The organism is Psychromonas sp. MME2, assembly GCF_040566515.1.
Classification (GTDB): Bacteria; Pseudomonadota; Gammaproteobacteria; order Enterobacterales; family Psychromonadaceae; genus Psychromonas.
In genome coordinates, this window is the sequence record NZ_JBEWXI010000012.1 from 749,977 (window position 1) to 766,249 (window position 16,273).

At 37.0% G+C, this 16,273-nt stretch carries 12 protein-coding genes and 1 pseudogene; 10 read left to right on the top strand and 3 right to left on the bottom strand.

What is annotated here, in order from left to right:
- Nucleotides 1-203 precede the first annotated feature (203 nt).
- The 6 genes from AB1A03_RS14070 (at nucleotide 204) to AB1A03_RS14095 (ending at nucleotide 5,747) form a co-directional block, all read left to right on the top strand.
- Nucleotides 204-1,664 carry an autotransporter assembly complex protein TamA gene (locus AB1A03_RS14070; protein ID WP_354625246.1) on the top strand — a complete coding sequence of 487 codons (1,461 nt, stop codon included), beginning with the start codon at nucleotides 204-206 and terminating at the stop codon, nucleotides 1,662-1,664.
- Nucleotides 1,634-1,912 carry a BamA/TamA family outer membrane protein gene (locus tag AB1A03_RS14075; protein WP_502945970.1) on the top strand — a complete coding sequence of 93 codons (279 nt, stop codon included), beginning with the start codon at nucleotides 1,634-1,636 and terminating at the stop codon, nucleotides 1,910-1,912. The genes AB1A03_RS14070 and AB1A03_RS14075 overlap by 31 nt, the downstream gene beginning before the upstream one ends.
- Nucleotides 1,909-3,312 carry an AsmA family protein gene (locus tag AB1A03_RS14080; RefSeq protein ID WP_354625247.1) on the top strand — a complete coding sequence of 468 codons (1,404 nt, stop codon included), beginning with the start codon at nucleotides 1,909-1,911 and terminating at the stop codon, nucleotides 3,310-3,312. The genes AB1A03_RS14075 and AB1A03_RS14080 overlap by 4 nt, the downstream gene beginning before the upstream one ends.
- Nucleotides 3,300-4,514, top strand: coding sequence for a translocation/assembly module TamB domain-containing protein (locus AB1A03_RS14085; RefSeq protein WP_502945971.1), 1,215 nt, complete (start codon nucleotides 3,300-3,302; stop codon nucleotides 4,512-4,514). The genes AB1A03_RS14080 and AB1A03_RS14085 overlap by 13 nt, the downstream gene beginning before the upstream one ends.
- 248 nt (nucleotides 4,515-4,762) lie before the next feature.
- Nucleotides 4,763-5,446, top strand: a complete 684-nt coding sequence (locus AB1A03_RS14090; RefSeq protein ID WP_354625321.1) for a translocation/assembly module TamB domain-containing protein — start codon at nucleotides 4,763-4,765, stop codon at nucleotides 5,444-5,446.
- 4 nt (nucleotides 5,447-5,450) lie between these two features.
- The gene (locus AB1A03_RS14095) at nucleotides 5,451-5,747 is read left to right on the top strand and encodes a translocation/assembly module TamB domain-containing protein (RefSeq protein WP_354625249.1); all 297 of its coding nucleotides are present in this window, start codon (nucleotides 5,451-5,453) and stop codon (nucleotides 5,745-5,747) included.
- 5 nt (nucleotides 5,748-5,752) lie between these two features.
- On the opposite strand, the gene AB1A03_RS14100 is transcribed toward AB1A03_RS14095, so the two are convergent.
- Nucleotides 5,753-8,137 (bottom strand): putative bifunctional diguanylate cyclase/phosphodiesterase, encoded by a 2,385-nt coding sequence (locus AB1A03_RS14100; RefSeq protein WP_354625250.1) that lies wholly within the window; start codon nucleotides 8,135-8,137, stop codon nucleotides 5,753-5,755.
- Nucleotides 8,138-8,144: 7 nt separating this feature from the next.
- Complete coding sequence (locus tag AB1A03_RS14105; RefSeq protein ID WP_354625251.1) at nucleotides 8,145-9,176, bottom strand: polyamine ABC transporter substrate-binding protein; 1,032 nt, start codon at nucleotides 9,174-9,176, stop codon at nucleotides 8,145-8,147.
- Between the two features lie 559 nt (nucleotides 9,177-9,735).
- Here AB1A03_RS14105 and AB1A03_RS14110 point away from each other — a divergent pair.
- Entirely contained in the window at nucleotides 9,736-10,212 is a 477-nt protein-coding gene (locus AB1A03_RS14110) for a response regulator (protein ID WP_354625252.1), read from the top strand.
- A 141-nt stretch (nucleotides 10,213-10,353) separates the two neighbouring features.
- Nucleotides 10,354-11,769 (top strand): SLC13 family permease, encoded by a 1,416-nt coding sequence (locus AB1A03_RS14115; RefSeq protein ID WP_354625253.1) that lies wholly within the window; start codon nucleotides 10,354-10,356, stop codon nucleotides 11,767-11,769.
- Nucleotides 11,770-11,875: 106 nt separating this feature from the next.
- Here the strand turns inward: AB1A03_RS14115 and cysZ are convergent, their stop codons facing one another.
- The gene (cysZ, locus tag AB1A03_RS14120) at nucleotides 11,876-12,640 is read right to left on the bottom strand and encodes a sulfate transporter CysZ (protein ID WP_354625254.1); all 765 of its coding nucleotides are present in this window, start codon (nucleotides 12,638-12,640) and stop codon (nucleotides 11,876-11,878) included.
- Between the two features lie 434 nt (nucleotides 12,641-13,074).
- Between cysZ and zipA the strand changes: the two genes are divergently transcribed.
- Nucleotides 13,075-13,914 (top strand): cell division protein ZipA, encoded by an 840-nt coding sequence (zipA, locus tag AB1A03_RS14125; RefSeq protein WP_354625255.1) that lies wholly within the window; start codon nucleotides 13,075-13,077, stop codon nucleotides 13,912-13,914.
- A 296-nt stretch (nucleotides 13,915-14,210) separates the two neighbouring features.
- Nucleotides 14,211-16,218, top strand: a pseudogene (gene ligA, locus AB1A03_RS14130) (NAD-dependent DNA ligase LigA).
- Nucleotides 16,219-16,273 lie beyond the last annotated feature (55 nt).

Here is a 16,273-nt window from a genome sequence, read left to right on the forward strand (position 1 = left end):
AAAATGGTCGTGTAGCAAATCTAATTTACCGTTAGCTTGGATGATAATTACGTTGTTGTGATAGCTAAATGTTTATTTTTAGGTAACAATATCCCATTCTAATAGTTATATAGCCATGATACTTGAAGATGCGATTTCTTGCTGACTTTTCATCTTCAAGTATCATGGCGATACATTTTCAAAAATGAGAGTCTTCGACATTAATGAGAGCTTTAAAATTACTCATTTTATTTTCCCTTGCGTTATTTCATATTATAGCCGTTGCCAAAGTCTCCTTTGAGATTAATGGCGTAAATAAAAATGCAACTGAAAATGTATTAATTTTCTTAAAAGGGTTAAATGAACCTGATAATTTGCAGCATTTTAGTTTTATAAAGCAAGTGAAAGAATCAACTACTGAAGCGTTAGTCGCATTAGGCTATTACAATGCCAGTATACAGATTGAAACAGAACAACAATCACAGCTAGTAAAAGTCACCATTATTCCCGGGGAGCGCACTCGCATTACAAAACTCGACCTGAAATTAACTGGGGAAGGTGTAAATGATCAGGCATTTCAAAAGTTACTCACAGAATTTGATGTAAAAGAAAATGCTTTTTTGAATCATGGTAAATATGAGTCAGCGAAAAGCAGTTTACTCAATTTATCCCGTCAACGAGGTTACTTTGATGCAAAATATGAAAAATCCTCAGTTGAAGTTAGCGCTAAAACAAATAGTGCTATTGTCTATTTTTGGTTTAATACTGGGCCTCGATATCAATTTGGTGAGTTGAAATTTAGCGCCATTCTACCTGCTGAACAGCAAGTTATTGCGTTAAGAAAATTTAAAGTTGGTCAGCCATTTGAATACCAAAAGCTGCGTAAATATAATGCAGATCTCAGTAAAACAGGTTATTTCAAAAATATAACTATCGTACCTGAAATAAAAAACAAGCAAGGGTTGTTGATTCCGTTAACTGTCGAGGCAACCATGCGACCAGAGGACTCCTTTAATGTCGGCCTTGGTTACAGTACAGACCAAGAAATACGTAGTAAATTACGTTGGAACAGACCTTGGGTTAACGACTACGGGCACTCTATTGAAGGTAATTTAATTGTTTCTGCAGAACAGCAAGAAATTAACTTTACTTATAAAATTCCTGAGATAGATGCTATTTATAACTATGATACCGTGCAGGCAGGTTACAAAAAATTAAATCAAAACGATACCGATACTCAGCAATATCTTCTTGGTCTTAATCGTAATTCGCTATTACAAAACCAATGGCAACTCACTACTTTCATTAAATATGACCATGAATATGGTAGGCAAGGGCAGCAAGAATACTCAAAACGCTCTATTATACCGGGGGTGACATTTAGTAGAAGTCGTCAACGAGGGGGCATGAATCCATATTGGGGGGATAAAAAATTAGTCTCTATTGAGTTTTCTAATCAATGGTGGTTATCGGATGAAGATTTAATTAAAGTTTATGGGCAATATAAATTATTACGTAGCATAAACCGTACACATGAGTTTTTTATTAATACGGAGTTTGGTGCTATTTATACACAGTCCATTGAAGATGTTCCTTCTTCTATGCGTTTCTTTACAGGGGGGATCAAACTATTCGTGGTTATGATTACGAAAGTATTGCCCCTAAAGATAGCGATGGCTACTTAGTTGGAGGGAAATACTTAATTGTTGGCAGCTTGGAGTATCGCTATCCGATTGTGGAAAATTGGAAAGCGGCACTTTTTGGTGATGCTGGTAATGCAACGGATGATCTCTCCGCCGATTTATTAACCAGCGCGGGTGTTGGTGTGGTATGGGCTTCGCCAGTGGGTCCCATTCGCCTCTATCTCGCTAAACCCTTTGATACAGAAAAAAATAAAATAACATTGCACATTATGATTGGGCCTGAGCTATGAGTTTACTCTCTTATTTATATCATTCATGTAGAGTTTTATTACGCTTAGTCGTTGCATTTATCATGGTACTTTTCGTCACGGTAATGTTGTTACTGTTAACACATCGCGGCAATGTGTTACTGCTTAATGGTGTCGAAAGATTTGAACCGAGACTTTCTCTGCAATTGCTTGAGGGGAGTATTTTAAACGCACCTAAATTTGCAGATATCCGCTGGGAAGATCCATTAAATCAGATACAAATTGATAACTTAAGCTATCGCTTAGGCTGGCCATGCTTAATTAAAAAGCTTTGTATCGAAGCGCTAACGGTTAGTGATGCAAAAATTATTATTCAGCAATCACCCCCTTCTGAACTTGATGCTAAAGAAGTTCCTGAGCCTGACAGCCCATTCCAATTTCCACTTGATATTATTGTTGATGCCGTCAATTTAAAGAATATTAATCTGTTAATAGATGACCAATCTATACAACTAAATAGTTTAAGTTTACAAGCGGCTGCACAGAAAAATGTGTTAACGTTAAGTGCAGTTTTAGACGGAATAACCGTTACCTTACCGATGAGCACAACAGAGCCCGGTGCCAATGAACCTGTTGCACAGGCTGCAACCTTACCAGCGCTTCTAGCAGAAAGTGATTTAATTCAAATCAACATGCCTATCGCGTTGAATGTAACATCACTACAGGTAGATGATTTTGCACTTAGACAAAACAACGAGACGCTATTTAAAGTTAATTCACTGAAAACCAACCTCTCTTTTATTGATACAAAATTATCAATTACCACTTTACAACTTGATATTCCTGAAAGTGATCTAATGCTTAATGGAGAGATTGATTTTAACGACCATTATCCGCTTACTATTCATACAACGGGTAGCATAAAAAATATAACATCACTTCAACCTACACAATTACTAGCGGGTCAAAAATTCACTTTAGCATTAGATGGTGATTTAGCCGATTTGTCAGCCAAGTTAACTTTGCGTGACAAGATGTGGGCAAATATTAATGCTCAAACAAGTTTATTAGCTGAAAATTTACCCTACACCCTCGCTATGGATTGGCACAATTTGCAATGGCCATTAACCGGGAAAGCAGACTACCTTTCAACACAGGGAACGCTAAAAAGTAGCGGGGACGTTAGTCATTATCAGCTAGACATAACGGGTGATTATGAAATCAACAGTGTGCCAAAAGGTGTGCTTAATTTATCTAGCTCAGGAAATTTAACCGAATTACAAATATCCCGTTTACTTGTTAAAACATTAAATGGAGAGCTTGATCTAAACGGCCATATAAATTGGCAAAAAGAGTTGCAATGGGCTGCCGATCTCAGCGTCGATAAATTAGATTTATCGCTATTAGATAGCCAATATAAGGGCGTTGTATCTGGAAATTAAGCCAAACCGGTCGTGTTGGATTAACTGAAAATAGTCAAGACTGGCAATTTTCGATGCCCACCTTAGATGTGAAGGGTGAGTTATTTGAGCGCCCCTTGTCAATACAGGGGGCTATTAATGGTGACAGTAAACAGGGGGTCGTTTTTGAACATGTCGTGATTAAAAATGGCAGTAACCGTTTTAATATGCATGGACGTTACGCTCAGCAAAGTGATTTACAGGTTAATATTGATATTGTTGATTTGAGCCAACTACTAGCAGAAAGTACGGGCAATATGAAAGGGAGTGTGACATTAAGTGGTTCACAACAATTGCTCCATATTGACGCTAAATTACAGGGCAATGAGGTCAAATATCAAGATACCGCTTTAAAACATTTTAATTTGGCCGGTAAATCAACCTTAGCCGATAAGATTAAAATGAATGCGACATTAAATCTCAGTGGACTGAGTAGCGCAGGGGAGAATATTGATAACATTACCATCAGCGTTGAAAATACGGTGAGTCAAAAAACAAGTGAAAAGCATTTGATTAATATCGCCTTGCACAGTGATATTGCCACTACCGATTTACAAATAGCAGTAATACAAAATAACAGTGAATGGCTAAGTTCGTTAAATAGTGCATACATTACTACTTATGATCATAATCTAAGGTTAGACAATCCACTCAATGTTATTATCGAAGAAGATATCGCTATATTTAGCCCTCACTGTTGGAGTGTTGACGGTGATCTGCAAAATAATAGCGGAAAACTATGCTTCAAAAAATTAAATGTGGGGGCTAATGGTGAAACTGAGTTTAAGTTAGACTCCTATTTATTAGAAAATATCGCACCATTTTTACCTAATGATTTTAAAATGGCAGGCGCAGTTACAGCAACGGCTAAAATAAAATGGTTTGAAAATAAAAAACCATTATATGAAATTCATCTTTTATCTAATGATATGCAAGTCAGTGTTAAATTAGATAATGAATTTGAGCCACCCGTGACCTATCAGGTTGAAAAGTTCGATATAAAGTTACTGAGTGATAAAAAAGCAAGTAATGTTGATGTCTCAATCTTCGCTAATAATCTGATTGATGCGCAAATAAAAGGGAAGTTATTTCCCTATCAAAAATCACCCGAAGTTACAGCACAAATTAAATTGGTTTTACCTGATTTAGCCCCATTTGCTGCGATTATTCCTGCTTTGGATTAATTTAATGGAAAAATCGATGCGGATGTCTGGCCGGGCCACTCCATTCACCAGATAGTAACGGTAAAATAACGATCAGCAATGTCGATATCAGCAGCGTTGATATACCCGTTAGAATTCATCAATTTAATAGTAATATACAGCTAAATAAGAAGAAAGCCACTATTCAAGGGGAGTTTTTTTCCGGTGAGTTATCCAAAAACCAGCTTAAACAAAAGCAAGAAAATAGCCCGATTTTAGGCCAGGTCAATATAAGTGGGAACCTCGATTGGGAAAAAAGTCTTGTCGGTGATGTTCACCTTTACGCACAACAAATGGCTATCGAAGACTTTGATAATATTTCGTTAGTCGTCAGTCCCGATATTAAGCTTTCCTATATTGATTATTTAAAGTTAACAGGTCAAATCAATGTTGACCATGGCAGTATAAAAATAGAAGAGTTAGCAGACGATGCAATCGCACCCTCAAAAGATATTATTGTTGTCGATATGGAAGTTGATAAGCAGTCTGCATCACTACCTATAGAAATAGACATGGGGTTATCCCTCGGTGAAAAACTGACTATCGATGCCTTTGGTTTAAACACTAAAGTAACCGGTAATTTGTTAATACGCAAAGCATTACAAAATAATGTCACCATGCATGGAGTGTTGAATTTGGTGGACGGAAGCTACCGCTCACTCGGACAGCAACTGGTTTTGCAAAATAGTACTGTGACCTTCCAAGGAGCACCAGAGACACCTTATATATCCATAGAAGCTATTCGCGATCCTAATAGAATTCAGAAAAATATAACGGCAGGGGTGCGCGTAACAGGTACGCCCGGCGATTTTGATTTAGTTGTTTTTTCCGACCCGGTTATGTCGCAACAAGATGCGCTTTCATATGTCACGCGAGGTAAATCTTTACAAAATAGTAATGATAGTTCGGGATAATCAGATGACCAGCATGTTGATAAACCTTGGCACAGGAAGTTCCTCAGAGATTCTTTCTGGATTTGGTAATAACTTAGGTATTCAAGATTTAGCGCTTTCCAGCAGCGGCACTGGGGATGAACAATCCGTTGATGTAAGTGGCTATATCACAGATGACATTCAACTCAGTTATGGTGTTGGCGTATTTGATAGCTTTAGTGTGGTCGCCCTACGTTATGAAATGTTTGAACGTTTTTTTGTGGAGGCATCGAGTGGGCTGTATCAGGCAATCGATGCATACTATGAATTTGATTGGGATTAGGCACCTTAAACATCTTGTAATTTATGGTGCTTTGCAAGCATTGCATCCCAGCTCATCGGTTTAGTGAAATAGTACCCCTGCGCACTATCACAGCCTAATTTTTGTACGTAATTAAAGTCAGCTTCGGTTTCAATACCCTCAACAATGACATCTAATTCATAGGCCTTTGCAAGCTCAAAGATGATATTGAGAGTCGGTTTTTTACCGTCGCGATTATCATGATTTAAGGCTTGCACAAATGACCGGTCTATTTTCAAAGTATCTAGAGGGTAATTTACTAGCTGGCTAAATGAAGTGTAGCCTGTACCGAAATCATCCAATGCGATGCGTATACCGAGCGATTTTAGCTGTGTTAAACTTGCAATCGCCTTTTTGTCATTGGGTAATAGACACGTTTCCGTGAGTTCTATTTCCAATTGTTTTACATTCACATCGTAAGTTTTAATCAACTTTTTTAAGTAATTATAAAAATAATCATCACGCAATGATTTTGATGAAACATTAATAGAAAAAAAGCCTTTAAAAGCATAATCGCGAATAATCTCACTGAGCATTTTTAATGCTTGTTCTACCACCCATAAATCAATTTTTAATATCAGATCCGATTTCTCCGCAATCGTAATGAAGGTATCCGGACCTATTTTTAATTTTTCTAGCATGGGACAACGGATCAGTAGCTCATAGCCTTCGAGTTTTAAACTACCTGTACTAAATGCGGGCATAAATAATAATAAAAAGTTTTTTTCAATTAGACTTTCAACGAGTGAGGCTTCAATGTTTTTCTCAAACTGTATCCTCTCTTGTATCGCTTGAGAATACAGTGTGAATTTATTTTTACCCTCCTTTTTCGCAATATACATGGCTACATCTGCTTGGTTTAAAAGCACTTTGGGTGATTGATTATGTGTTGAGCTATAAGAAATACCAATACTCGCATGCACATCAAAGTTGTCTTCACCTATCGTAAATCCATCGATAAAAAGACCACAAATACGTTTACCTATTGATTTGATCACAGCGATAGAGGGAAGTTCTGTTATCACAACAACAAATTCATCCCCGCCGAATCGTGCAATAATGGTCTTACTTACGCTGTGGTCACGAGTGGCAATTCTGAGCGTTTTCGATAACCGTAAACTGAATACATTGAGTAATTTATCGCCGACTTCATGGCCAAAATTATCATTTACATACTTAAAATTATCTAAGTCGATATAAAAAAGTGCAGTAAGGCAGTCTTGATTTGGTTGATTGGCCAATAATGTGTTCAACTCTTTGTTAAAAGAGCTTCTATTTAGAAGGCCTGTTAGTGAATCATAGTTCGCTAGGGTATTAATTTTATGCATTAACGATATGTAACTTGCATTAAGATCGGCAACTTCATCCTTACTGTGCAGAGGCTTAAGATCTATCTCGTGCACGTTCTCTATCCCTTTTATTGCCTCTGCTAGGGAAGTAATTGGTTTGATTATCTGTTTATTGATAAGCAGCATTAACAACAGGTAGATAATAATCAGAATGAAGATATTGACTATAACGATGGTTAATATGAGTACGTTTAACGTTTGCGAAAAATAATTTTTATCTAAGGTTAAGGTGAAATTGAATAGGGGGGTAGCGAATGATCCTTGGTATGAACCTTTATTATGCTGTGTAAAGTTTTTTGTTGAAAATGACAATGTATCGATAATTGCTTTTTCAGTTGTTAGCTTATAGCTAAAAAATCCTTGGTAATCATTTTCAATTGTATTAAGTTCATCGGTAAGATAATCAGTATTGAGTACAGTTTGCATCAGATAGAGAGAGTCATCAACATTATAGCGCGTGGTGCTAATAAGTTGATAGGGCGAGAAAATTTGTACCATATAAAATTTAATGTCAGCGTCATTATGAGACATTTCAGTAAAATAATAATATTGCGAAAGTTGCTTATCGGATCTCGCACTATATAGAATTTGCTTTGTCTGTGTTTTTAATACGGGCTCAGCAAACGGGTCCTCAGTATTGATGTGTACAACAAGTTCATTATTTTTTTTATAAATTGAAAAGTCATTGATGATGTTAAGGCTATGAGTCGATGATAAGTCGTTATTGAGAAACAGTTCTAGAAATTGTGCGATATAAGTATGCGGTATTTCTTGTTTGTTTTCGACGCTGTTTAAAATAAGTGTTGCTTCTTTGCTTTCGATTTTTTGTCTTAAGTAATCCTTTGTATATTTAAATTTGTATTCCGAACGCAATAGTAACTGATCAATATGTGCGTTTAATGAAGCGATTTCATTATCGATAATATACTGTTTATTAGCGATATAAAATATTGTCGATAGAAAAATAGAAAGCAAGGTTAGCACTGGTAAGATAATATACTTAATTTTTTTATTTAATTTCATGCGCACCTTACTCCTTGGTATGTAACATCGAAATCATTTTGTTACGTAATATATATGCAGGGTTAGATGTTGATTTATATTGATATGTTTTACTCATTTGATTAGGATTTTGGATCAGTTCTTTATCATTTTTATACTCATCACTGAGCAGTGGCAGGGCTCCTTCATTCGTGGTTGCAAACCACATTTCTTGGGCATTTTTTGCGGCGATTTCTGGGCTGTTGATATACGAGATAAATGCCAAAGTTGCATCTTTGACTGCCATTAGCTTGGGTAATGAAAAACAGTCGACAAATAGTACTGTTCCTTCTTTTGGAATGACAAATTCCCAGTCATCATAGCCACTCAATTTTTTAATATTAAAAAGGTCACCAGAGTAGGCAAATGAAAGAGAAAGCTTCGCTGTAGAAGTCGCATTAGTTAGATAACTAATGGGGTAGGCATACTGTTCGATTTTATCGGATTGTTTAGTTAGTAAATCATAAGCTTTTTTTAAATCAGCTTTATCCTCGGTAAAGGGATCTAACCCTAATGCAATGAGGGCTATGGCGGTTGTATCAATGTCATCTTTATGCATGATTGTACCACCAACATGCTCGGGAGCTGGGTTTAATAAATCATTCCAAGAGTCAATTTGTTTAAGCGAGACCGACTTACGATGGACTATCCCCATTACGCCCTGTGCGTAGGGGATACCATACTGACCACAGGAGTTACGTGACTGAATACTGTTGTATTGTTGATTAGCAATATTTAAGTTGGATAGTGATCTGAGCTTATTTAATTTACCGTATTCTTGTGCTCGTAAATGATCCATTAATATAAGATCAAACTTATCGCCCTGACCACTCATTAATATCGCATTCCGCTCAATCTCATTATCGAAAAAATACTGTGTAACGGTATGCCCCGTTTTTTTGGTAAATTGATTAACAACATTTTCAGATAAAAAAGCGTCCCACGTGTAAATTTTTATCTCTTGTGCTAATACAGGAAAGCCTAAAAATAGTGTTAGCAGAGTGACTAAGCAATGTTTCATTTGTTGTCCTTCCTTGTGAAGGTTTATATAAATTATAGAATTAAGATATTGATAGAGAGTAAGTTAATGATATAGATGTATGTTCAACTATAGATAATTTTCTCTTATTTAACACTCTCATAGAACTGTTTATTTACTTTGTTAGCGTATCGATTAATAAGGTTGTATTTTGTGCATGTTTTCGTGAACTATTAACGGTTAGTAATCGCTTTCTTGATTATTGGAGTATATTTAGTCGAATCTTTTATCCTTTTGATCTAAATGTTTTTTATCTATTGCTCTGTGTTGGTTTTTGTATTTTATGCAAGCGCTTACTTGTTGTTTTTGTTGCCAATAAGACCACCTATGTAATGAACTCATAGAAATGGCCATAAATAACGATTGTCATTTTGAGTTTATATTTGCTTGCCTTTGTGTTGATGTTTATTCTGATTTTAGCCCTATGCATACACTTTTTTGTCGTGCTGATCACTTAGATAGGTAATTATTTAAATGCTTAAATAGCCCATATTGTCTAAAATAATTTTAAGAATTTTGTAAATGATTTCAGAAGGTGGATATGGATAAAATTAACATAATATGTGTCGATGATGAGCGCGAAGTATTAGATGCCGTTAGACGAGACCTTGAGGTTTTCGAATCTCTTTTTAATATTGAAGAGTGTGAGTCTGCCTATGAATGTCTGGAACTGTTAGAAGAATTTGATGCTCAACAGGAATATGTAGGGGTAATTATCTCAGATCAGGTTATGCCTGAGATGTCTGGAGTCGAGCTGTTAACCAAAGTCGCTGCTGATAGGCGCTTTTTGGGGACGAAAAAGTTACTGTTGACAGGTTTAGCAACACAGGATGATACAATAAAAGCGATCAATAATGCCAAAATTGATAATTTTTTAGAGAAAGTTTGGCAACCGGAAGAGTTAATCCAAACAATTAAGGAGTTGTTAACCGAGTATATAATTGAAAAAGGGATTGATTATGAACCTTATAGTGATAATTTAGATGCGCCTACCTTATATCGTTTAATAAATAATTAGATTTGTTTTCAATTATTTCGTGATCTATCAACTCTTTCTGAATATTTATCAGAAGTAATGTTAAAGCATATGATTCTACAACACTAAAATAATTATTTGATATTGGAAAATAAACTCCTATCTAGGTATAGGAGCTTATCCATGATACAACAAAATTTAAAGTATATTTTACCTATCATACTACCCCTCATAATATTACTTTTACCCTCTGATAGCTTTGCTATAGAGGGATTTACACTCGTAGAACAACGTGTGCTTGCCATTTTTGTTATGGCTGCACTTTGTTGGATTTTAGAGCCTATTCCTATTTACGCGACATCTGTTTTGATCATTGTATTAGAATTACTACTCGTCTCTGATCATGGTTTATGGTTTGCCACTTCAGGCGACCCAGCTGTATTGGGAAAACTTATTAGTCAAAATACAATAATGGCCACCTTTGCTTCACCCATTATTATGTTATTTTTGGGGGGATTCTTTTTGGCAATGGCAGCGACCAAATATCGATTAGATATTAACCTTGCCCGCGTTTTATTACGTCCATTCGGTGAACGACCTAAATATGTGATGTTTGGCATAATGATGATCACTGCTATTTTTTCGATGTTTATGAGCAATACTGCGACTACTGCAATGATGCTATCTATCCTGACTCCCGTCTTAGCTTTGTTTGAAAGAAAGGATTTAGCACGAGTTGCCTTCGCTTTATCTGTTCCTGTTGCTGCAAATATAGGGGGAATTGGCACCCCAATTGGTACGCCACCCAATGCGGTTGCACTCAAGTATTTAGTCGGAGATAACAGTATTAGTTTCGCTAAGTGGATGTCCTTTGGCGTACCATTTGTAGTCGTTATGTTAATCATTGCTTGGTTTGTATTAATTGTTCTTTTCCCAGCTTCACGGCAAACCATAAAATTGGATATTTCGGGACGATTTCTAAAAACACCTAAGGCGATTTTGGTCTATGTTACTTTTGCAAGTACCATATTATTATGGTTGCTCGGTAGCTTACATGGTATGAGCTCCTATGTCGTTGCAATGCTACCTGTTGCTATTTTCTCGATGTTTAAGATTATTACCAAGGAGGATCTAAAAAATATTTCTTGGGATGTATTATGGCTTGTTTCTGGTGGTATTGCATTGGGTGTTGCTATTGATAAAACGGGCTTGGCTGCGAATGCAATTGCGGTGATACCGTTTGTGAAATTTCATCCGTTAGCACTTATTGTTGGAGCTGCTGGCACCTGTTTACTGATGGCTAATTTTATGTCGCATACTGCCGCTGCCAACTTATTACTACCCTTGGTAGCTGCGTTAGGCGCTTCAATGCATTCATTATTACCTTTTGGTGGTGAAGTGGCGCTGATTATTGCAGTGACATTTGCAGCATCATTAGGGATGTCATTACCTATTAGTACCCCTCCCAATGCTTTGGCGTATGCCTCTGGTCAAATCGATAATAAGCAAATGCTTAAAGTGGGGGTAACTATTGGTGGCATTGGGTTATTAGTTACGTTCGCCATGTTATTCATCATGAAATGGTTTGCTTTTTTATAGCAGTGATAGCAGGTTATTACGATGGAATGCCACTTTATTGGCGTGGCATTCCATCGTTAGACTTAGGCTTAATGAGGAATAAGCGAAGTTACATAAGGGGGGGAAGTTATTTATCTATATTAGTCAGCTCTTTTTTATAGACATCGACCCAAAATGCAGTAGCACCACAAACAGCAATAGGCATAATAATAAAATTAAGTATCGGAATCGTTGTAAAAAAACTAATCAACATACCAAAAGTTAAATTCTTCGCAAGTCGTTTTCGTAATGTTAATTTCATTGTTTTAAATGGAATTTTATGATTATCGAAGGGAAAGTCAGCATATTGAATAGCCATCATCCAACCCATAAATAAAAACCAAACAAAGGGAGCAACCAGCTGTCCTGCAACGGGAATAAAGAATAACAACGCGCACAATAGCATTCGCGGTAGGAAGTAGGCGAGTTTCTGTAGTTCACGTTTAAATATTCTTGGTAAATCTTTAATAACATCTACTAAACCATCATCGTTTACCGTTGAATTGGTCAATAGCATTTCAGTTTTTTCAGCCAGTAAGCCATTAAAAGGGGCTGCAATTAAATTTGCAATGGTGGCAAAAATAAATGAGAAGGCGAACAAAATTGAAAAAATTAAAAATGGCCAAAATAGATAGGATAACCAACTTAAAAAATCAGGGAGTCCGGATATGTAACTATCAACCCATTGTGTAATACTGCTAAATAAAAACCAAAAGGCACTAGCAAAAATAAAGATATTAATGGTTAATGGCAACAAGACAAACAAACGTAATTTGCGATGACTTAGTAATTTAGCGCCTTTTAACAAGTACTCTATACCGGAGAGTGGCTGCGTAATTATTTGTTTATTCAATATAATATCCCTTTTGCAATTGAGTTATGGAGCTCTGTTATAATAAATTTATCGTATAAAAAGCGATCTTTGCGTAAATAGCTAACATTTTAAAGAAAATAAACTTGTAAATATAGACGCTTTGATCGTTTCAAGGTACTTTATATACCCATGTTACTTCCAGAACCTTTGTCAGGCGCGAGCTCTGATAGCAAAGTAAGATGTAACATGAAGTAATTGTTATTCACTTTTTGAGTGTGACAACGCAGGGCGGTTTGTTGAGCTAGCGCCCAGTCGGGCAAGGAAAATAGCACCCATCTGCTTTGCTCTATAATCGCTATGTTGAATAACGATACTGCTATTTTATGCCTAACATATCGGCACTTTTGTCCTAGCTGACTTTGCTGGTTGAAGTAGCATGGATATAAATTACACCATAATAAAGAGAAACAACAATGCAATATTTTCAACCTATATTAATAGTCATTGGCGTGCTTGCAATAGCAGCAGTACTCATTCATGGCTATCTTCTTAATCGTAAAGATAAAGCTTTACTGCAACAGGGACGTGAGGATGCAGCGCAGTTATCAAAAAATAATCGGGAGACCATTAATGAAGAGGGTGACGTGATGGTGTCACTTGATTTAGATAATGATCCCGATATAGACGAGAAAGAAATTAAAGTTAATATAGGTGATGACGACTTCAGCACGGATGATTTTATTATTAATGATTTAGACGCTGATAAAGACCATTATTCGCTGCAAGTGGATAGCGAAGAGCCAACGGATGTGAAGCTTGAAGAGCAACAGCCAGTATTTAATGAAGATGATACCTTACCAATCCCCTCTCTACAGCCGGGGGCGGTTCATGCCGATGAGGCGATACAAGATATTTTTATTTTCAATGTTGTGCCTAAAGAAGATGCCTATTTACGGGGCCACACGCTATTACAGTTTTTCTTAACCTCTGGTTTCCGTTTTGGTAAAATGAACATATTTCATCGTCACCTACAATCTGATGGCAAAGGACCTATCTTATTTAGTATTGCTAATATGGTTGCCCCTGGTGTTTTTGATCCGGTCAAAATGAAGCAATTACATTCAGAGGGAGTCTCTTTCTTTTTAACTGCTCCCAACGATGAAATCAATATTAAAGAAGCATTCGACATGATGTTAGTCGCTGTACAGCAAATGACCGATGAGTTTGATTGTATCGTGTTAAATGCGGATAGAGAATTAATGACGGAACAGCAATTTCGAGATTACCATAAACGATTAATGCGTTATATGTAACAAACGTTAAGCCCTGATAACCTCGTTTAACGAGGTTTTTTTATGAAAAAATAGAGATCCCCGTTATTATTTTAACGACTTATACCAATCGGATTAAGCATGTGATCTAAATTTTGCGCAGGAAAAATGGCTTAATTTGAGGCGTAAGTTGACGCAAATGGTTGTTCCTTTTGCGAAACTTACAACATAAAAGTAAGTTATTTTAACCAGTAAAATAGATCAGCTATTTATTCCCATTGGTATCATTCGGCATTGCATCTAGCGCATGAAAATAGTAACAGGTAGTCGTAACTGGTATGAGCATGACTATAAAAACAGAAATCACAACATTAAGCACATTATTAGAAGATTATAACTATCAATATTATGTACTTGATAACCCTACGGTTCCAGACAGTGAATATGACCGTGTATTTCAACAGCTGCAAAAACTCGAGAATGAACACCCACAATACATATCAAGTAATTCCCCAACACAAAAGGTCGGTGGTGTTGCACTTAGCAAGTTTGACCAAGTAACACATCAACAGCCCATGCTGAGTTTAGATAATACTTTTACTGAACAGGGACTCTCGGATTTTATTGATGTGCAATAGAAAAGTCAGCGACAAATGATATTGCCTTTTGTATTGAGCCTAAACTCGATGGTCTCGCGGTGAGTATTATTTATGAAGATGGCATATTTATACAAGCGGCAACACGCGGCGATGGTCAAACCGGCGAAAATGTAACGGAAAATGTGCGTACGATTGCTAATATACCACTGAAATTGCGTGGTAATAATATTCCTGCTTATTTAGAGGTTCGCGGTGAGGTATTTATGCCTAAGGCCGGTTTGAAAAACTCAATGCACGTTTGCAAGCGGCACAAGAAAAAAGCTTCGTCAATCCGCGTAATGCTGCCGCAGGTAGTTTACGTCAGCTAGATTCTAAAATAGCTGCAAGTCGTCCATTATCCTTTTATTGTTATTCGGTTGGGGTGTTTTCTGGCGATTTAGCCAATAGCCAATATCAACGGATGCAACAGCTAAAGGAGTGGGGCTTGCCCGTTTCCAGTGAAGTGCAACGTGTCATCGGTGTTTCTGCATGTCAAAAATATTATGATGACATTTTGCAAAAGCGCACTCAACTTCCCTATGAAATTGATGGTGTTGTCTACAAGGTTGATGATATCGCAATACAGGACAAATTAGGTTTTGTGGCAAGAGCGCCACGTTGGGCAACGGCTTATAAATTTCCCGCGGAAGAGGCGTTAACCGTTATTGAAAATGTAGAGTTTCAAGTTGGCCGTACTGGTGCAATTACGCCTGTTGCTAAACTCGCCCCTGTATTTGTCGGTGGCGTCACTATCTCAAATGCGACGCTGCACAATAAAGATGAAATTGCCCGTTTAGATATACATATTGGTGATCATGTTGTTGTGCGGCGTGCGGGAGATGTTATTCCACAAGTTGCACGAGTTATACTTGAAAAACGCCAGGTTGAAAATTGTAAACCCATTAAATTTCCATCACATTGCCCTGTTTGTGAAAGCGCCTTAGAGCGTATTGAGGGAGAAGCAACCATCCGCTGCACTGGTGGTTTATATTGTGCTGCGCAACGCAAACAAGCTATTAAACATTTTGCATCGCGTAAAGCATTAAATGTTGATGGACTTGGCAGTAAAGTCGTCGATTTACTCGTTGATCACAACATGGTGAAAAATCCAGCTCAACTATTCTCCCTTAGCGAACAGCAAATAGCTTCATTACCGAGAATGGGCGATATTTCAGCTAAAAAATTAATCAACAGCCTACAAGTCAGTAAAAAAACAACCTTATCCAGATTCTTATACTCCTTAGGAATACGAGAAGTAGGGGAGGCAACAGCCAATAATTTAGCCAACCATTATAAAACGATCACAGCAATACAAGAGGCTAGTATTGAAGATTTACAGCGCGTTTCCGATGTCGGTGACATAGTCGCCAAACATATTTATTATTTTTTCCGACAAGAACATAATATTGAAGTGATCGAGCAGCTACTTACGCAGGGGATTCATTGGCCTGAGATTGCCACCGTTGAAGAAAGTGAACTTTCATTATTAGGGCAAACATTTGTCATTACCGGATCGTTTAATAAATTATCTCGCGCTGACATTAAAAGTGCACTACAAACATTAGGAGCAAAAGTGGCAGGAAGTGTTTCTAAAAAAACAACAACAGTGATTGCCGGAGAGGCTGCGGGTTCTAAATTAACCAAAGCAGAAGAGTTAGGCATTCATATTATGGATGAAGCAGCATTGCTTTCTTTACTTAACCAATAATATTGGCCATTAGCGTCATTATGCAGAGTGGCTAATTACTAAAATATTTCGCGAG